Genomic DNA, 19,514 nt, shown 5'->3' with positions numbered 1-19,514 from the left:
AGAAACGGGCTGCCAGAGTGATTTGGCAGCCCGTTTTTTATCTGTATATAGTTAAATTTTCATTCCGACTTCATCAAACGTGGCCATATTTCTGATAATGCTGCATGCTGATTCGATAATCGGGAAAACAAGTGCGGCCCCAGACCCTTCTCCAAGACGCATATTCATTTCCATTAACGGATTAATGCCAAGCAGTTCGCTGGCTTTTTTTGCAGCGGGTTCAAGAGAAACATGGGAAGTAATCATAAACTCCTTTGCCTTAGGTTCAATCACTGCAGCAATCAGGGCGGCTGCAGTAGATATGTAACCATCGACAACAACGGGGGTTCGCTTCGCTGCCGCTGCAAGAATGACACCGGCCATCCCTCCAATTTCCAAACCTCCCACCTTGCTTAAAATATCGGTGCCATCTTTAGGATCAGGGTGATTAAGCTTAATCGCCTCATCAATTACTTTTGCCTTGTGATCAATTCCGCCTTCTCCAATCCCGGCACCTATACCTGTGATTTCAACGGGGTCATCAACTCCTGCTAATATCGATAAAATGGCAGTGGATGGTGTTGTATTCCCAATCCCCATTTCACCGATTCCAAGTAATTGTGCACCATTTTCAATTTCCTCATTGGCAATTTGTATCCCAACCTCTATTGACTTTATTGCTTCATCCCTTGTCATGGCAGGGCCTTTAGCTATATTATCTGTACCATGTTTTATTTTACGAATGACTACGCCGGTCTCACTTGAAATGTCGCCTTTTACACCAATATCAACTGCTACAACTTTAGCACCGGAAACCTTGCTGATCGCACACACACCTGTTAGTCCCCTTGGAAATAGCGGTGTTTGTATATATGTTACATTTTGCGGGTTGCCGGAAACCCCTTCTTCATAGACGCCATGATCGGCGGCCATGACAATTATGGCTTTATTGTTCAGGTCTGGATAAACTGTTTTTGTAATTCCAGCAAGCTGAATAGCGATATCTTCTAATCTACCTAGACTTTCTGGAGGTTTCACCAGATTATCCAGTCTCATTCTTATCTCATTCATTTTTATTTGATCAAGTGATTCAATCTTTCCTATTGTTTCTTGTAACAGACTCATTTTATCCATCTCCTTTTTGTTGAAATTAGCTGTTCTCCAAGTCTTTATAGTAATAGGATTAGCCTGACCTTATTCAGAATAAGAAAGACTGCTAAACAGAAAAAGTCTGTAGTTTATTTGCATAACAAATACACTACAGACTTTTCCATCATCTATATACATATAGAAGCATTAGGCAGGTCTCCTGGCTCAGAATCAACATTTCACCAAACCTTCCCGGAATTTTTCCAGTGCATATCTGACGAAAATCCCCTATACAGTGGCGGGTCCGCTGAAGCTTTTCATTCGGGAGTTCATCGGCTTGATCACTTGCTTTTCAGTTTTGGCTTGTAAGCTATTACCATTCATTTGAATAAATTAATTAAAATCTTTCAAGCCCTAAGAGACAGGACGTAACGTAAAATAAGTTCATAGCTAAAACGATCCCTATCCTGCATTTCGTAAAAGAACCTATCTTTCTCATTATATCGGATTCTGATTTGAACCATTCATCCAATAACAAATTTGCCCAGACTTTCTATTATTATTCCAAATCATCAATCATTTCATCCAATTCCTCAATTAAATCATCTCTTTCATCATCATCCAGGTCATCATCGTCCGCTATTTCCTCCTGTTGGAGAATAAGACTGGCAATTTGAATATCATTATCCTCGAGTTCTTGCCCAAGATCCAGTGCCGCTTCATGATTTTCCAGTTCAATATAACTGTGAGCCGCCAGATATTTTGCTCTTTCATTTTCCTGATTATCATCGTAAACTTCAATCACAGATTCATATTCTTCATTTATCCAGGCTTTTTCAATACTAACTTCCGGTATATCAGATGCTATCGTAAGAATTGCCTCATTAGCATCTGAACTATTTAGTCCCGTTAATCCTTCAACAACCCTCAAAGGGTAGTCTTCACCCAAATTGGCTGCTTTTTCCAGACTTTCTGGAGTATCTGAGTTAAGATATTGTTCAAGTAATATCATTTCAGCGTTTTCATGAAGATTTTCAACACCTTCGAAAGTTGAAATGGCTTCTTCTGTATCACCATTTATAGCTGCTTCATAGGCTCTTATCATTAAATCTCTATTCTCAAGTGAAGCTTGCAGTTCCTCTTTTTCATCAATTAATTCCAGATTTTCATGACTTAGTTCCGCTTCTTGGTTCATTTGGTTATCTGCCGCTTCAGACATTGGTACTACTTTAAACATATAGAGCAATAACATACCGGCAAGTACACCTATTAAAATACCAGAGAGCAACGGTTTTTTCGGAATTTCTTTTCCCTGCTTCTGCTCTGGAATTGGTTCAGAATGGAGCACTCGATTAAGATGCTCTATGCTGTCGGCCTGATGAATTTTTTCCAGAAAAGAATTTTCTCTTAATATGTTCTTCTTTTTTGTACTGTTGATTTGCGATAAACTATAGGATGAAAACAGATAAATGATTATCTTCTTTAACTCTGACAGAAGCTGAGGAACTGTTAATTCCTCGGTTGGAAAAACAGAACGAATGCCACGATGAGCCAGCATGACATTACCTATATCATCAGCATAAATATTAGTTGGATGAATTAGCGTGGTATATTGTGTGCCAATCATTTTTTCTACGGACAAAAGGTTAATAGCTATTTGACGTTTAACTTCTTGATCGGCTTCTAAAAAATGCTGAATAGATTTATATCCTTGCAGCTTCTCGTAGGAAACACGAACATATGTATCATCTACTTTGCAGTTTTGAAACTTAAAGAATAAAGGATCATCTTTCTTTAATTCATATAATTGTTCCTTATCAACCAATCTTGTTTGTTCCTTTTGAATTTGATAAATAATTGATTCGTTCTCTTCTTTAATATATCCATGCTTTAGCACATGAGAATCTTCCATATAATCACCTCCAAGGTTCTATAAAATCTACATTGGCTGGTCAATATCCGAACGGAAAATACGTTCCAAAAAAGTTGGCCGTACTCTATTTAATTTATTTATAACTTGGTCTATCGAGTCATATCTCTCATCCGCATTTGTTTCTGTCAGCTTCAATATAAAATGAGCAAAAGATTTAGGAAGGTTATTGGATAATATATTTCTTGCATTGCTTGTGTAAATATTTTTACCGCCGCTTACGATGTAAAACAATGTGGCTCCAAATGAAAATAAATCTGATCGCAAATCAATACCCCCGTTTTCAAACTGTTCCGGTGCTGCATAACCAATTGTTCCTAAAGCTTTATGCCGCTCGGCAGCATTCAGTACAGCAGATGTCCCAAAATCTATTAAATGTACCTCGGTTCGGTTAGACAACAGAATATTTGATGGTTTAATATCCCTGATCACAATTGGCGAATTTTTTTGATGGAAAGTTTGAATGATATCAGCAAGTTGTTTGGCAACATCCAACAGTTCCTGCCAATCGAACTTCCTTCCTTCATTTTCAATAATATCCGATAGGCGCTTGCCTTCCAATTTTTCCATGATAATACCGTGGTAGTGACGATCCACCATTACCTTATCAAACAGTTTGGGTATATTTTCATGGTTAACAGCAGCAAGAATTTTAGCCTCATTATCAATCTGATCGTTTAATAGGGTTGTGGGCTGTTTAGATATTTTTAAAACAGCCCGCTCTTCCCCAGCAATTTCTACTTCATATACATGAGATGTGCCGCCTTCACATAGAAAGCTTACTATCTTGTACTTCCCATCAATATATTCAAGCGTTTTTACCATTTTTATTCCCCAGTTCTTTCACTGATATTAACCGTAAGTATGGAAACATCATCACGGAAATGAGATGTTTTAGCTAATTTGTAAAAGTAATCACAGATTTCCTGCATACTTGCCCCTTCTTCAAGTTTATTGCACCATTGATCCCTTATCCAATTATCGGAAAATAAATTATGAAACCCATCAGAGGTTAATAAAAAGTAATCAGCACTTGTAAAAGATCCTGAAGCGGTAAAAGGCTTAATGCCACCTTTTACACCCAGACATTGCGTAAGATAATGAGATTTTTCATGATTATTGGCAGCTTCAGGTTCCATTTTACCGTTTTTAATTTGCTCCGATGCCCAGGAATGATCCTCTGTCAGCTGTAATAGCGACTTTTCCTCATCCAGATCAATAGTATCGTCTGTCGGTTTCTCCTCTCGTTCCAGCACGCTTTCCCTATATCGATAAATTCGTGTGTCTCCGATATGACAAACGTAATAGTCATTCCCTACAAATAATATGACACTTAATGTTGTACCAATTTTCTTATTCTCCAGTCTTCCTAACTCAATTAAATTATCATTGATTTCGTAAAAGACATCTATAATACTGGCTTGACAATCCTTAAAAAATGCATCCACTGAATCATGTTCCCAGAGGATACGCTTCCACCATTTCAATATAAAATGGACTGCATAGTAACTCGCGGCATCTCCTGATGTATGTCCTCCCATCCCGTCAGCAATGATTCCTATATGTACATCTTCACCATTATTCATCGTATCGCTGACGTATGTAAGGTAATCTTCATTCACCTTTTTGGATGAAGGGTTTACACTTACCTTTCCTCCGTACAATTTTATTCCCTTCCTTGTATTAATCATAGACGACCCTATACGTATAGATTGTTTTTCCGATTTGTACCTCATCTTCATCTTCCAGTTCATAAATTTTATAAGGAATTATCTTCTCTTGATTAATGTAGGTACCATTTTTAGCACCTAAATCTTTTATCCCGTAAGTATCAGAGAGTTTTATAAATTCAATATGCATTCTCGATACACCGATGCTGTTTTCAACAAAATTTGTTCCTTTTTCTGCCCTGCCAATAACAAAATTATCTTCATCCAGTTCCATTCTTTCTTCCGTTCCTTCTCGGTCCACCAGCAAATAATTTTGTGCTTTTCGTAATTTCGATTCGGATACCATTTCCGATTCATCCAGCAGCATTGTTTCATCATAAACTTGTGTTTGTGGTTTCTCAGGTATTGCATTGTTTCCAGTAGTTGAATCAATGGTTGAAGCACTTTCCTGTTGAGGTAATGCAAAACCTGTTTCCGTCAGCTGATTGCTTTCCTGCTTTTGTTTTTCAGGTTGCCATTCATTTGATGACGCAGCCTTCGCTTTTCTTTCCCTTGTTTGCTTTGGTTTGTTTTGTTTTTTCTTCACCTTTACTTCTTTTTCAGTAATAATTGGTTCTACACCAGGCCGCCATACAAACCAATAAACGACTACACCACCAATAACAGCAAGCGATAAGATGATTGATAATGTAAACATAAACGGACTTGGAGATCCATCATAAAAATTCCAGACAACGGCGAGTAACAGAACCCCAATTAATACGGAATAAAGTTTTAATTTCCTGTTTAAAGGGGGCATTCGCCTTATCTTTTTTGTTTTATATTCTTCCTGATGATTCTCTTCTTCCTGATTGTCCTCTTCAGCAGCATGCTCCTGCTGTTTATCTTGAAGTTTGCTTAATAACTGTTTTATTCCCTGAAGACTGAAACCGGGATCTTTGATATAGTTAAGAATCATTTTAAACTGCGTACCATTCAACCCTTTAACTTCACTCGCCATATTTAACAACAGTTGTTTCAAACTTTCATAAACAGAGCTATTCTCCTCACTTTGTTTAAGCGGCAGGTAAATTAAATTTACATCGTGATAACCATTTCCTATATAAATATTCTCTTCATTCAATACAAAGTGACGGTCTGTCAGCATATTATTGTTCGAATCTTGCAATGCCTGAATAAGATTGATAAACAAAGCATAATATTCCTGCATGGTAGGTGGGTGTTCTTTTGTTAATGAACGTAACTTTCGTAAACCTTCAATTTTATAAAAAACGGAAATCCGGTTATTTATATCTTCAAAGCTCATTGGCAGCAGTCTGGGAAAATGATTTGACTGAATCATTTTCAGCTGAAGCTCCTGAAAATCGTCTTGTTTAAATCCTTCATTCTGGTTTTTTTGCAGTTTTAAATATGTTCCATTAGATTCAACATACTCTATTGAATATTCATCCAGTTGCGTAGACATGTTATTCCTCCTTAAGCCAGATACATATAATAAAATGCTGTGATAACACCTGGTATAACAGCATAAATGAATGGAAACCGGTTGGAAATATTGTTTTTAAATTCATCCAAAGGTGTTAGTGATTTATCTTTAATAGATTCCTTAATATGTAAGAGTGCCAATGTAATATTGATCAAAAAAGTTTTAGTGAATAATAATACGATAAGTGCAATAATTCCTGCAAAAATGATGGTATACATAATAGCATATAAAGAAAACAAAACACCGCTGATAGCTCCAATAGCTGCGAATAATTTCACATCACCTGCTCCGAGCGCTTTAAAAATATACATGACCAGCAATATGCCGCCTGCTACCAATAGCCCCAGCACAGAGCTTATGAAACCATCCAATTGGTTTACGATAAGATGGTAAGCCATACCAACCAGCATTCCGCTCATGTTTAACCAATTAGGCAGCCGTTGATACCTGATATCATAATAGGAAGCAACGATTAAAAATATAATTAATATGATAAAGTGTCCAGCCATTTTTCTCTCCTTTCCATTTTAGTGTCAATTACCAGCCCAAGCGCGTTCGACAGTTTTTTTCCTGATGGTTATATCCCTCTCATAAAAAGGCAACACAAAACGTAGTTCATTTTCGACTTCAATTCTGACATCTGAATCTTGGGATTGAGGAAAATTGTGATCAACGATGGATATGCCATCTGCATTAAAGAAATCTGATCCCCCTACTTTGTCCTTGTATTTATTCATGACTGCTTCTTCAAAAGTGGCTTCTGCCACATGATCATTAAGCAGTGCTCCAGTTGAAGGTATTTCACTTTTAACTTCCTCACTTAATGTGTCCAGCAAATGATTCGCAATCATATTATTATCAAATCTATCCTTTTGATCGTCTGTTAAATCATCAATAAACCCTTCAGTACCATCCATCACTGCCCCCTCAATCACAAGCGCGAGAAATGAATAATGGGCTACTGTTTGTGCTGTTTCATTTACGGATTCCTGCAATGCCATTTCAGCAATGGCTATTTTAACTAATGACATTAAAAACAGTAAAAAAGTTAATAGAATAGGGATGAGTAATGATGCTTCCACCGTGATACTTCCATCTTCTTTGCGTAAAATCTTCAACTTTATACAAGCCACCTTCTTTCTAAGACATGATATTCCATTTATTTAAAGCGAAGAGAATGTGCTGCGCTTAAGAAGAAACACTAACTACTTATTAGTATTCCTTCTTAAGGGCAACAAGTGCCCTTAGAAGTTTGCCTTTATTGTTCAGGAATTGGCAGTTCAAAATGAAATTCATGGTTGGGATCATGAATGTTATACACCAAATTTACAACTCCATCTTCCTGGAAAAGCGTATCAATTATAAAAACAAGATCAGCTGTTACTTCTTCTCCGGGATTAAGTTCCGCGTCAAGCTCAGGACTTAAACTCATATCTGGATATTCACTTGTGAATTCACCATCTAATGTTGGAGACATTGTATCATTCGGAACAAATGAATCATCTCCTGTATTGTTTAACGTAACATTGACCACAGCAAATCTTGCATCCTCACTCGGCTCGAAACCTTCGGCGTATATATCTTCTAATGTATTTCCTGCTACTTCATCACCAGTTACTTCAAAATCATTTACTGTTACCTCATAAGGAAATCCATAGGAACTGCTCGTTCCTTCTGCAGTTTCACCAATTTGATAAATATTTGTCTGTTCATCTCCATTGTCTTCATTGTTCTCACCATCGTCATCACCATTATTTTCTTCAGCCTGATCGTTCCCGTTCATTTCCCCATTACTATTTTCTTCTTCGTCATTTCCATTGCAGCCTGCAATGAATATACCTGCAAGTAAAATAATAAATAACTTTCTCACTTTTTTATTCCCCCTAATAAGAATAAACTTTGGTCTTCTCAATTGTATAAGTATTTCCGGATAAACTTCCACTTCCATTCGGTAGAAGATTTGTTAACCCTGGAATAAACAATAAATCCACATCGCCTCTTACCGTTCCCCTTATATATGACGGATTGTCATCCAGTTGAACATCTGTATCCAATGTGATAGCTGCTTGCAGTCGTCGCATTTTATCGTTATTATAATCCTCTCCTCCAGTAGATCTCACAATCATAAAAATGCGCATAAATAAAGGCATTGACATATTAAGTGGTGGTGATATTTGCAATGGCCTCCACGAATATTGGTTATTACCCGTGGTCAGTTGCATAACCCCTGTTACTGTCACTCGAAAAGCATCAGCTACAGCTCTTAAAATTCCCAACGGACCAGCAAAACCTCCCTTAAATAATACTGCATCAATTAAAGCAACAACAAAAAACACCATCGCTATATCCCTGATAAATGCAACGTAATTGGCTCCGGCTGTGGTATAACCATAAGTAATAAATTGGGCCTGCTTATTTTTATATAGAAAAGCATCTGGCTCCGCTAGATTATACGATGTATCTGTACCATAATTTGCCATAACATATTCATTGATATAAAGCTGGTTTCGGAATGACTCTGGAAACCCGTTTGCGAATTCTATGAACTGGCCGAAACGGTCAAATGCATCTTTTACAAATTGCAGTCTTCCCGGATCTTCATTATCAATGTCACCATTTACTGCATCGTATTGTGAGATAATACTCTCTAATTGATCATAAGTAGCTTGATCATCTGCTAAGTTTTCAAGGCCTCCTATAATATCCCACAAATCGGAAAATGATGCATCTGCTTCTTCTTCCAATTCCTCCAAACCATCTTCCTGCTCCAGCAATTCCTTGGAATCTTCATAATCACCTAAATGGTTTTGCAGTACTTCAGCGTCATTATTCCGATAGTCATTGTATCTTTGCCTTAATGTATCCTTAATATTAGTGGCAGGATTTACATGATCCTCAATGATTTTATGGAAACCATCCACAAGTTCAACGACTGTTCTTGACCCATATTCACCAGAAAGTGCATCTTCTGTACTCATGGATTGATTTGGTGAGAATTGTTCATCAAGTGTTTCAATATGGTTATAAATTTCGTTAAAGAACTCATCATCCAATATCATGTTCTCCAGCTTTTCAATTTCACTACGGGATTCATCATCGATGTCAATACCATCAAAGTTGAGATCTCCCATGATGTCCGCCATCCGATCATTGTAGTCCATAGCTGAGTTTGGTCCATAATTGTCCGGTGAACCTGCAGCGGGCCCCGTACCAAATAGCAATCTATTTATATCTGACTTAATCGAACGGAATTGAAGAAACAGGGACAAATGGTAATCTTTTGATTCATCAAGTGCATTTTCATAGTTCTCAATCTCTTGCTGTCTTTCTTCTTCGCTTTCTTCATCTTCTTCATCACCATCTTCTTCAGCTTCTTCAGCTTCTTCAGCTTCTTCAGCTTCTTCTTTTAACTGGTGATAACGTTCGTTATAATAGATCAACTCTTCCATATTTCGGATATCTTCTGGTATCTGTTCAGGCAAACTCGGGTTAGACGGACCAAGTATGTTTGAAAAATCACCATCTTCACTAAGCATATTAATATACTTTTCAATATCACTCCGAGCCTCATCAATCTTCTCATTCCGCTGCTTTGCCAACTCAAATAATTCTTCATAGGATTCAGCTAGATCTTCAATATTATTGGCATCGTCTTGAGAAATGTTATCTATTCCTGAGTTTCTAACAAAACTAAATATTTCCTGACCAATTTGAGCCGGTGCCTGGTATTTCATACTTTCCAAAATTTGATGTTCGAACACATCCAGATCTACCAGGTTACGGTCTGTATCAAATGTGGCTGTTGCTGAACCACTATGTATATCCGGTTGTACGAGCGAAAATGCGCCGCTAAGCTCCCCCGAATCGTACATCTGCTCTTGCAAATAATGCTGAAAATCTGATTCTGCCTCTGCCTGACTCCCACTGTAACCGAACAACCCAACAGCAGCCAGCTTTTCATCGAACTCTGCCATTGTTGAACGAAGAGCGGTATCAATAGCATTGTCAATTTGCCGCTCCGCTGTAATAATGCGAATGGTATCAATAAATAAAGCATTAAGCAGAAAAATTGGCAGGATAATCAGAACGGCAAATACCGAAACTGCACCCTTTTCCCTGTGCAAAAGACGTTTAAAAAAACTTTTCATATTTCACCTCCTGAAAGAAGATGTTTAGTAAGCTGACAGTTGATGTCAACTAATTAGTTACTTTATTGGATTATCAATTTCCCTAGTCGTAGAAAGCAAAAATATAACAGTTTATTAATTAATGGATGATATTAATTAATATACTTCACTTTCCAATACATCCCAATTAGCGTATGTTATTATTTGTTCGCCTCGTCCTCCTATGATGAAAAGATATTCATCATGGATTTCAGCTATTTCAAACACATGGTCGCCTGTAACGGATTCACCTGGAGCTATTTCTCCCCCTAATAAATCTTGTTCTACATACACTTTCCATTCCTCCTGCCGAAACTTCAGCTCTAATAGTAGTAACTAATCATCCCTCAATTTCACTATCAGAAACTTCCCATTGGGCATAGGTGATGATTTGAGCACCACTTCCTCCAATTATAAATAAATATTTATCCGTCTTTTCTGCAACACCAAATACATGAACACCCGACACTGATTCTCCAGGTGCGATTTCTCCTTCCAGTAAATCCAGATCTGTAGTATCGATCTCCATTAATACTTCGTTCAGAGATGCTTCAAATCCACCATCTGGACCGAATCCAGGCTTATAAATATCCATAGCATTAAAGTTTTCATCGCCGATATTTTCAACGGTAATATCTACAACCGCATATGTTTCTATACCTGATATATTATCAATACTGTCATCGTAAATGATTGAGTTTAAAGTCACCTCATAACTATTTTGACTGTCTACTACAGTTCCAGTATCACCCATTGTAAGTCCTTCCTGATGTTCTACATGCATATCATTGTTTTCACTGGTATTTTCTGAGTTATCACCGTTATCCTCTGCCTCATCACTAATATCTTCTGAAACATCATTATCTTCTTCAATATCTTCTCCCTCTGTTTCATTCGCTTCTTGACTGTTTTCCTCTTCATCTGTTTGATTCTCATCTTCTTCATTATTAGAGCATCCTACTACTAGGGTTATAGTCAGGATAAGTAATAAAGATAATTTGATATACAGTTTCATGTTGCTTCCCTCCACCTTCGTTTTAACCAAAAAATTCTCTGACCGAGTTAAGAATATTCTCCGTTGCGTCCTGTAAACCGACGGCTTTCCATAAATAATTTGCAAAATTAAAAGTGCGTATTAATTCAGGGGTCTCTGTGACTACCCGATTTGATGTAGCAGCCAATGAGTTATTACTGCTGTCTAACATATTTTTCAAAAAAGTAGGCATATATAACTCTGATTCTGCTGTGACTTCTACCTCGCCGTAAATAATGTAATTAGAGTATTCAACAGTCACATCAATTGGATTACTGAATTTATTTTGGGCTAGCATCTTTTTTTCAGTAACTAACCCTCCTCCCTCCTCAGGTGCAAAAACACCTTCCAGTCCAAACATTCCCAATATATTATTATCAAAAATACGCCAGTACAGCCCATCTCCACCTTCCAGCCCCGTATATGACTGATTATCAAATTCACCAGTCTCCAAGTCTTTATTCGAGTTATTCCAGGAATAAGCAACATGGGACGCTGCGTTTTGCGCCACATAATGTGCAGTTCCCATCTGGAATACAACAATACAAAAGAACACTCCTGCAAGTACGAATAACAGAAAACCGGGGAACACAAGGGTTGCTTCAAACGTAAAACTCCCCCGTTCCTCTTTTAAGAAGGGTTTCATTTTTGTCACCCCAAAATTCATCATTAGTTTAGTAATTTAATCTCCAGGCAATTCATCTTCAATAGTATCAAATAAGCTATCAATCCAATCCATAATCCTATCTCTAAACATTAAGGCAATGACAATAAGCACTGATAATATAAGCAGGATTTCTATCGTTTCAATGCCTTCTTCGTCATCCCAAAAGTTTTTAAAAAATGTTGATAATTGATTCATTATAATCCTCTCCTTTTATAATTTAGAACACGGTTAATGCGGGGTATATTACGATTAGAAGCACTGCCCCGAATATAAAAATGATTGGAAATACAAGTTTGGATGATGCCTCTTCCCCTTTAATGCGTGTGATGGTTTTTCGTTTTTCCCATAAAGATACGGATAGTTCCTTAAGAGAATCCGTTAGCTGCGCTCCACCTTTCCGGTAATTCATCATGACAGTTGTCGTGAATACAGATACTTCTTGGATACCACTCCGGTAACTCAGGTCTTTCAATGCATCCTGAAAAGAAGTGTTTGCTGACATCTTATTCACAGCTTCATTTAACTCAAAATACAATGGTGATTCAAATATTCTATGCTTATTCTGGTTTACACATTTCTCAAAAGCTCCCTGTACTGTATCTCCTGCATTTACCAGGAGAATGATTTTATTCACAAATTCAGGGAGTTCAATTAATATAGAGTCCTTTCTTTGCTTCACTTTTTTATCCAAATCCTTCACAAGAAAAACGATAAAAATAACTGTTAGTATTAATCCATACACTAAACTTTCATATCCTTCACCACTGGCTTCAACCGCAACTAATGATAATAGTACCAGCACTGTTAACACAGTGATCATCTTGGCTAAATAGATCCTTGTATGGTCTCCGGAAAGTTTACTTCCCCTTAATGTAATCATTTTCTGATGAATAAAATTAACGAGTTTAGGGAGACGTTTGTACAAATTCAATTTATCTATAACTGTAAAGGCAAACGGTGCAATGGCAGGCAATGTAATATCTTCCTGATATGTAGAAATGAATTGTTCATAGATTTTCTTTTGTTTTAAGGTCACTAATAGTACAACAATCAGGGTAACAGCTATAACCATTCTTAATACCATATTGCCTCCTCCCCCTCCATTTTAATATTAAACGCTTATGTCCATGAGCTTTTGACTGATGAATAAACTTAAGACAATAAAACTCAGTGCAACAGTCATAATGACCGGGCCAGCAGTTCCAAATTCAAACAACGGCTCTACAAAATCAGGTGATGACGTTCTTAGGAACAGGATAATCCCAATGGGTGCCACAGCCATAATTTTTGATTCGAATTTTTTTTGGGATACCAGAACTTTAATATCCTGCTGTATTTCAATTTTATCCGTAATAATATCTGACGTCTGTTTAATGACATTCACTAAATCCCCGCCGGTACGTTTACATGTAATAAATACATTGGAAAAGTTCTTGATATCTTCAACATCTGAACGTTTCGCAAAGTCATCTATTGCCCTTTCAACGGTTTCCCCATTTTCTATTCTTCTATTAATCAAGTTGAATTCTTTAATAATATGTGTCCCGTCATCCGGATAGAGTAATTTCAAGTCTTTTAAAGCTTCCCGAAATGCATTTTCTATCGATTGTCCGGCAGCAAGTGATGATGATAAAGCGGAAATAGCTTCTTTAAATTGCAATGATAAATGATCTTTACGCTTTTCCTTCAGATCCTTCTTTTTTATTTTCGGGTATATTAGACCGAAACATGCTGCAATGATGGACACGATGAAGCTATCATAAAATAAAAATGCAATCCCAAACAGCACGATCCCGGCAATCAGGCTGTATTTTACCTTTTCACTAAAGGTTAAATCATACGTAGCATAGTCAATTAATGCTTCCCCGCCGATTGTCCTTTTTCGAATAGCTTGAATACTTTTTTCTCTTTTTTGGGATTCTATTTTTTCCTGCTCTTTTTTTTCCTTTTTTCTGTTTCGGGATTGAAACACGCGCCGAAAAACAATAGTTCCCAGCAAAATAACAATAATAATTGTCCCAATAATTTGTTCCATATCCATTTTAATCAATCCCCAGTGTATTAATCAGAAAACTTCTCTGCAACATCAAATTTACCGGCTATTTTTAACTTGTTTGTTAATTGTAGTCTGTGTTCCGTCTGCTTTAACTTACCGATTATTTTCCCTTTGAAATCTTCGCCTTCCTCTTCAAATTGATACAAGGGAACCATCACAATTTCCCCGTTTTCCATACCTCTTAACTCTGATATTTCAACAACTTTCCTGGAGTGATCGCGAAACCTTGACAAATGAACCATAATATCTATAGCAGAACTGATTTGTTTCCGTATAGCTTCAATAGGTAATTCAGCAGCACCTAATACCATTGTTTCCAACCTGCTCAGCATATCGTTAATGGAGTTGGCGTGCCCTGTGGAAAGGGAACCGTCATGCCCTGTATTCATCGCTTGCAGCATATCCAATGCTTCCTCTCCGCGAACCTCTCCAACTATAATGCGGTTGGGTCTCATACGCAAGGATGTTTTTATTAAATCTTTTATGGTAACCTCACCCTTACCTTCTGTATTAGGGTTTCTCGTTTCAAGACTGATAAGGTTAGGTATTTTTTGTATTTGAAGTTCTGCAGAGTCTTCAATGGAGATAAGCCGTTCTTCCTCTGGTATAAAGTTTGATAAAACATTTAAAAATGTCGTTTTCCCTGAACCAGTTCCCCCTCCGATAAATATATTGTACTTTGCTTCAACCAGCTGCTGCAGGAAATATGCGACTTCATTATCTAATGCTCCCACCTTGATCAAGTCTTCTATCGTTAAAGGATTTTCCGGAAATTTTCGGATAGTCATGGCGGGTCCTTTTAAAGCAATTGGCGGCAGAACAACATTTACTCGCGATCCATCTTCAAGTCTGGCATCCGCTATGGGACTTGACTCGTTTACAACACGATTTACTTTTGACACAATGGTCTGTATTGTATCTTCAAGCTTTTGTCTATTTTCAAACGCTACGTCGGTTTTCGACACCTGACCGTCCCGCTCAATAAATATTTCTTCGTGGTTATTGACCATGATCTCCGTAATGGTTGGATCATCAAGCAGCGGCTGCAGTGCACCCAGACCCCGAAAGGCATTATACATGCGGTCTACGATTTGCTTGATCATCGATGAATTAATTTTATGTTCTCTTGCATAATCAATAACTGTTTCCTCAACGTGCTCCAATAATTCTTTATTTGTGACAGAGTGCATGAAATCAAGTGTTTCTCTTAGCTCCTCAATCAAGGCTTTCGTAATTTCATCTTCGCTTTTCACTTGGGATTCCTGGCCATTTTCTATCATTTCATGCTCGTTCTTTTTATTCTCAGTTTTCAACTAAACCCACCTGCCTATGTAAATCAGGGTTCTTTTCAATTAATTTTGCAAGCTTTTCCCCTACAACGGTATCTTCCAGCACTTTTTCTTGTTCGTCTGTTTCAAGCCAGTATGGGTTAAAAGGAATTTTCGTCTCGATGCTAAAATTATAGCTGTTATATCCTTTAAATAAATTCGAACCTACTTTATTAAGAATATAATGCATTTTTGACTTATCCATTTTCACACCAAGCAAGTCGTTATCCAGCATATACTTCGATCTTTCCATACTTGTTTCGTTTGAACTTAGAATCCAGAAAACCTCGTCACTAATTTCCATTGCCGTATTATTGCGTTCGTGTATAGAAGCGTCTAAATCTATAATTATATAATCATATTCTTCTGTTTCCTTTAAGGAATGCACCAGCATTTTCACATCCTCGTCTTCCAGCATTTCCATTTCTTCCGGAAGAACCGGGAAAGTGAAATAATCCATGTTTGTTAAAGCATCATGTGATTTCAAAGATTCAATTTTAGACATCAATCTATCGGTATTGTTTTTTAAGTAATAAAATACTTCTGCTGAAGATGTTTTAGGTTCCTTGAAAAATAAATATGTTGTATGTAATTGTTCCAAACTCAGATAAAAAACACGCTTATTCTGCATTGCCAGGTGCTTAGCAAGACATAAAGAAAGGGTAGTTTTACCGGTACCGGCACCCCCGCTGTAGAAACTGATCACAATATCCTTATTATCTCCATACAAGGATTTATCCATTTTCCCGTTATGTTCATAATGTATGGACAATACTTGGGATAATAATTCGTTAAGCGGCTGATACTTAAACACAATGATACCCTTTTCGGACTCACTTGATTTATCTTCTGAAAGTTTGATTACTTCATCAAAATTACTTGTTTCTTCCGCTTCAAGATGATAGTCGGTTAATAATATGTGCTGTTTTTGATTTCTTATATTATTTTTGAAAGCATCTACATTGGTAAATATTTTCGTTGAGAATTTCATACTATTCTCCGGGTTTCTCATAAAATTTGAAAAGTATTCAGCATAAGCGGTATCCAGTGTAAATAGGACAATTTTTACTTTACTCATTTCTTACAACCTCCCTCAACCTTCGTTGAACATCCCCAAAACGCTTTTCTGATTTTTAAGTCCTAGCTGCACGCAAACGTATTTTACAAAAATTAGGTTTTAGAACTGATGTCAAATATATTTGACATCTCTTTGTCAACTTTGTAATATTATCTGCTTCTTAAATTAGGTTAGACTTCTCAGGATTATCCTGTCAACGAACTATATAAAGTTTTGTTAAAATTGATCATATAGTCCTAATAGATATAAATGGCAGTAGTACTTTTCATTATATTAATAGTGAAATATGCCTGCAATATCTATGAGCCTAATTGCCTATTTAGTTACAAAAAGTTACTAAATGTAGATTAATACCCTGGATTATCCACTATTTTTGTAAATATTGTTTGCTTTCTATTACGATTTGATCGGAAATAAGCATAAATGGCATTCATCGTCGTTCGTTTTAATGAACAAAAAGGTGCGAAATAGCATAACTTGCTATACGTTTGGTATTCGGTATTCGGTATTAAGATAGTAATAAGATTTATATTATAATCATTTTTTGAAATCTGTTGATGTTTCGTTACTATTAATGTAAAGTTATTCCTGTTGCACTTTCCCCCCTCATTTGTCACAACTTTGTTCTGTATAAGCTTTAATTAATGTTAGAGATTGTTGTTTAAATAAATATCGACCATATCGGTATTGTGCGATAAATCATATCCTGATTTGATCTGGCGAATAATCTTGTGCCTTTGGTGCATAAAATTGCATGCTGTTATTACCCGAATCCAATATGCTGGGAATGTTATTATTGCATTGCAATTTTAAAGATTTGTAATAAAATAGTATTTTGATATTTAAAATTGGAGGGTGTTACATGCAAAAAAGAGGGTTTGTTTTATTTGTATCTTTAATCCTATCAGTATTGTTGATTACTGGCTGTGGCTCAGATGAAGAGGAAGAAGCCACGGTTGATGCAACTGAGGAAGAAGATACAGAAGAGGAAGTAAATGACGATGAAGAGGTTGTGGAAGCAGATGAGGAAGAAATAGAATCAAGCGAGGAATTTGAAGGTGGGTTCAGCGAACTAATTTCCTATATGGAAGAAACAACAGAAGGAACAGCAAATGTTCTATATGAAAATGATGATGCCCAATCCCATGAAATGGATGGTCTTACAGTTACTTTGGATAGTTATACATTAGTTGAATTAAATGATTTCCATACAAACTTTAATATTCCATTTGACGAAGAAAATGACGGCGCATTAATTATAGCTCAATATACAGTTAAAAATGACACAGATGATGATCTGCATTATATGCCTCATTTAGATGTGACTTATGTGGGTGCCGAAAAAAATATAGGAAACCACAGAAATATTTTGCCGGAAGAACAGCAATTGCCGGTCATCCTTTCTCCTGATAACGATTATACTGTGAACGCAGGAGAAGAAGTAACAGGTTATTATACTTATCCATTTGGGGAAACCCGATTTGCAGACGTTTTGGATGTTGGAAGTGTAGATGTGCAAGTTCCGACGCCACAAACAGACCCGGAAGATTTTTCCAGCACCATTGGTTCAGAGGGGCGATTTACCATTTCTCTTGATGAAGAAGGGACTGCCGAACAAGAAGAAACAGCCAATGAAGGATTTTATGAAGATAAAGTAACAGCGGATAACATGGGAGATAAAACCATGATCGAAAGCGAAGAAGGTATTGGCGATACTGAAGAGTTAAGTAATTCAACAATTACGCTAGAAGGTTATCAGTTCACAGCGTTTGAGCCAAATGCTGACGAAGCCCCGCGTTTCGAAAACTTTACGGAGGGAATAGTACTCCTTACAGTGAAATTTTTGATTGATAATGGAGAAGGCGCTGATATAAGCAAAACTTCCATGACATCAAGATTAGACTTAAATGATGGACAGCAATGGACATTGAATGAAGGTATGCTATTAAACTATGATTATAATAGTGCCATTGAATCTGGTGAAGAAGGGGAATTGTTACAAGTGTACCCCCTTGATAAAGAGCAATATGATTTGATTTGGCAGGATAAATCATTTGAAATCGAAATCGGACCATTGCGTGATATGGAGGCTGAAGATATTTCAAAAGGTCAGGAAGCAACATTCCAGCTGAAATAGGGTAAACCGGGCAGGAAGGGGCAACAAACTCCTCCTGCCCATTTTTAAGTCAAAAATAAGTATATATTTTATGGATCAAATACAACCGAGCCTTTACTATCGCTTTCCTCGCTGTAGAAATTAATACTCTGCTACAGAGGGGGGGTATTACCAACCTGTTTACAGAGGAAATACTTGACTTTCTTTGGAAAATAGGAAGTGAACTAGGGCTAATGGGCTTGACCCTATTTGCTGAAATTTAATACTCCTTCAGTTGTCTGTAATCATCAGACAACTGAAGGAGTATTAAAAGAAATATACATCCCCCTGTTTACATTTCGATCTTTTCAAAATACCCCTCCAACTGTGCTTTCCGATATGAAAAAATGTTTTCAATACGCTTTCGGATAAAAAATCGATGAACGAATCGGCCAAGAATTGAGAAAGGCATCACATAATGAACAGTATCTCGCAGCTCCACTCCATCTTTATTTTCGATCAAGCGATGCTGATGATGCCAAAACCGAAATGGCCCGAAACGCTGTTCATCAATGAAATATTCTCCTTCTTGAATATGTGTAACTTCAGTCACCCATTTCATATGAAATAAAGGAAAGGGTTCAATCTGATGGCGAATGATCATGCCTTCATACATACAATCTGGAAGTTCATGTATTAGTTTCATAGACATATCATCAGGCGTTATGTTTTCCAGCTGACTTGGATCAGAAAAAAATGTCCATGCTTCTTCTTTGGAGATTGGCAGTTGTTGAATGCTATTCAATATATACATTTTCATTTTTATCACACGCTCCTTTACCGCTAGCGAGTTTAATTTAATCTAGTGTATGTGTGCAGAGAAGTAAGCATTTTTCATGTCTGTAATTGTGAACTTCGAGGAAAACTTTGTGAACTT

The 19,514-nt window shown here is 36.9% G+C and carries 19 protein-coding genes and 1 riboswitch; of the genes, 1 reads left to right on the top strand and 18 read right to left on the bottom strand.

Annotated features, from left to right (window positions below; translation table 11 throughout):
- Positions 1 to 51: 51 nt before the first annotated feature.
- The 17 genes from cobT to ACDX78_RS06260 all read right to left on the bottom strand — a co-directional run bounded on the left by cobT (position 52) and on the right by ACDX78_RS06260 (position 16,482).
- Positions 52 to 1,104 (bottom strand): nicotinate-nucleotide--dimethylbenzimidazole phosphoribosyltransferase, encoded by a 1,053-nt coding sequence (gene cobT / locus ACDX78_RS06340; protein ID WP_486026264.1) that lies wholly within the window; start codon positions 1,102 to 1,104, stop codon positions 52 to 54.
- Between the two features lie 157 nt (positions 1,105 to 1,261).
- Positions 1,262 to 1,464: riboswitch (cobalamin riboswitch) on the bottom strand.
- A 163-nt stretch (positions 1,465 to 1,627) separates the two neighbouring features.
- Complete coding sequence (locus ACDX78_RS06335; protein WP_486026262.1) at positions 1,628 to 2,980, bottom strand: type VII secretion protein EssB/YukC; 1,353 nt, start codon at positions 2,978 to 2,980, stop codon at positions 1,628 to 1,630.
- A gap of 27 nt (positions 2,981 to 3,007) precedes the next feature.
- Positions 3,008 to 3,823, bottom strand: coding sequence for a serine/threonine protein kinase (locus tag ACDX78_RS06330; protein WP_486026260.1), 816 nt, complete (start codon positions 3,821 to 3,823; stop codon positions 3,008 to 3,010).
- A 2-nt stretch (positions 3,824 to 3,825) separates the two neighbouring features.
- Entirely contained in the window at positions 3,826 to 4,662 is an 837-nt protein-coding gene (locus tag ACDX78_RS06325) for a PP2C family protein-serine/threonine phosphatase (RefSeq protein ID WP_486026258.1), read from the bottom strand.
- Positions 4,663 to 4,681: 19 nt separating this feature from the next.
- On the bottom strand, positions 4,682 to 6,133 hold the full coding sequence (locus ACDX78_RS06320) for a DUF6382 domain-containing protein (protein ID WP_486026256.1): 1,452 nt from the start codon (positions 6,131 to 6,133) through the stop codon (positions 4,682 to 4,684).
- 11 nt (positions 6,134 to 6,144) lie between these two features.
- The gene (locus ACDX78_RS06315) at positions 6,145 to 6,663 is read right to left on the bottom strand and encodes an A24 family peptidase (protein WP_486026254.1); all 519 of its coding nucleotides are present in this window, start codon (positions 6,661 to 6,663) and stop codon (positions 6,145 to 6,147) included.
- Between the two features lie 24 nt (positions 6,664 to 6,687).
- Positions 6,688 to 7,272, bottom strand: coding sequence for a TadE/TadG family type IV pilus assembly protein (locus ACDX78_RS06310; RefSeq protein ID WP_486026253.1), 585 nt, complete (start codon positions 7,270 to 7,272; stop codon positions 6,688 to 6,690).
- A gap of 140 nt (positions 7,273 to 7,412) precedes the next feature.
- Complete coding sequence (locus ACDX78_RS06305) at positions 7,413 to 8,024, bottom strand: DUF4352 domain-containing protein (RefSeq protein WP_486026251.1); 612 nt, start codon at positions 8,022 to 8,024, stop codon at positions 7,413 to 7,415.
- 13 nt (positions 8,025 to 8,037) lie between these two features.
- Positions 8,038 to 10,302: a Tad domain-containing protein gene (locus tag ACDX78_RS06300; protein ID WP_486026250.1), complete on the bottom strand. Its 2,265-nt coding sequence runs from the start codon at positions 10,300 to 10,302 to the stop codon at positions 8,038 to 8,040.
- A gap of 135 nt (positions 10,303 to 10,437) precedes the next feature.
- Positions 10,438 to 10,614 (bottom strand): hypothetical protein, encoded by a 177-nt coding sequence (locus ACDX78_RS06295; RefSeq protein ID WP_486026249.1) that lies wholly within the window; start codon positions 10,612 to 10,614, stop codon positions 10,438 to 10,440.
- A gap of 46 nt (positions 10,615 to 10,660) precedes the next feature.
- Entirely contained in the window at positions 10,661 to 11,335 is a 675-nt protein-coding gene (locus ACDX78_RS06290; RefSeq protein ID WP_486026248.1) for a DUF4352 domain-containing protein, read from the bottom strand.
- Between the two features lie 22 nt (positions 11,336 to 11,357).
- Entirely contained in the window at positions 11,358 to 11,999 is a 642-nt protein-coding gene (locus tag ACDX78_RS06285) for a TadE/TadG family type IV pilus assembly protein (protein WP_486026246.1), read from the bottom strand.
- Between the two features lie 36 nt (positions 12,000 to 12,035).
- Positions 12,036 to 12,215, bottom strand: a complete 180-nt coding sequence (locus tag ACDX78_RS06280; protein ID WP_486026244.1) for a Flp1 family type IVb pilin — start codon at positions 12,213 to 12,215, stop codon at positions 12,036 to 12,038.
- Positions 12,216 to 12,237: 22 nt separating this feature from the next.
- Positions 12,238 to 13,104 (bottom strand): type II secretion system F family protein, encoded by an 867-nt coding sequence (locus ACDX78_RS06275; RefSeq protein WP_486026243.1) that lies wholly within the window; start codon positions 13,102 to 13,104, stop codon positions 12,238 to 12,240.
- Between the two features lie 27 nt (positions 13,105 to 13,131).
- A complete protein-coding gene (locus ACDX78_RS06270) occupies positions 13,132 to 14,061 on the bottom strand; it encodes a type II secretion system F family protein (RefSeq protein WP_486026241.1) in 930 nt (309 codons plus the stop codon).
- 20 nt (positions 14,062 to 14,081) lie between these two features.
- Positions 14,082 to 15,356 carry a TadA family conjugal transfer-associated ATPase gene (locus ACDX78_RS06265; RefSeq protein ID WP_486026439.1) on the bottom strand — a complete coding sequence of 425 codons (1,275 nt, stop codon included), beginning with the start codon at positions 15,354 to 15,356 and terminating at the stop codon, positions 14,082 to 14,084.
- A 22-nt stretch (positions 15,357 to 15,378) separates the two neighbouring features.
- Positions 15,379 to 16,482 (bottom strand): AAA family ATPase, encoded by a 1,104-nt coding sequence (locus ACDX78_RS06260; protein ID WP_486026239.1) that lies wholly within the window; start codon positions 16,480 to 16,482, stop codon positions 15,379 to 15,381.
- 862 nt (positions 16,483 to 17,344) lie between these two features.
- On the opposite strand from ACDX78_RS06260, the gene ACDX78_RS06255 reads away from it, so the two are divergent.
- On the top strand, positions 17,345 to 18,619 hold the full coding sequence (locus ACDX78_RS06255) for a DUF5068 domain-containing protein (protein WP_486026238.1): 1,275 nt from the start codon (positions 17,345 to 17,347) through the stop codon (positions 18,617 to 18,619).
- 310 nt (positions 18,620 to 18,929) lie between these two features.
- Here the strand turns inward: ACDX78_RS06255 and ACDX78_RS06250 are convergent, their stop codons facing one another.
- Entirely contained in the window at positions 18,930 to 19,397 is a 468-nt protein-coding gene (locus ACDX78_RS06250) for an SRPBCC family protein (protein WP_486026236.1), read from the bottom strand.
- Between the last annotated feature and the right edge of the window lie 117 nt (positions 19,398 to 19,514).

The organism is Virgibacillus oceani, from assembly GCF_041521345.1.
Classification (GTDB): Bacteria; Bacillota; Bacilli; order Bacillales; family Amphibacillaceae; genus Virgibacillus_N; species Virgibacillus_N oceani_A.
Note: the sequence above shows the minus strand (reverse complement) of the source record. Positions and strands in the feature narration are given on the sequence as shown.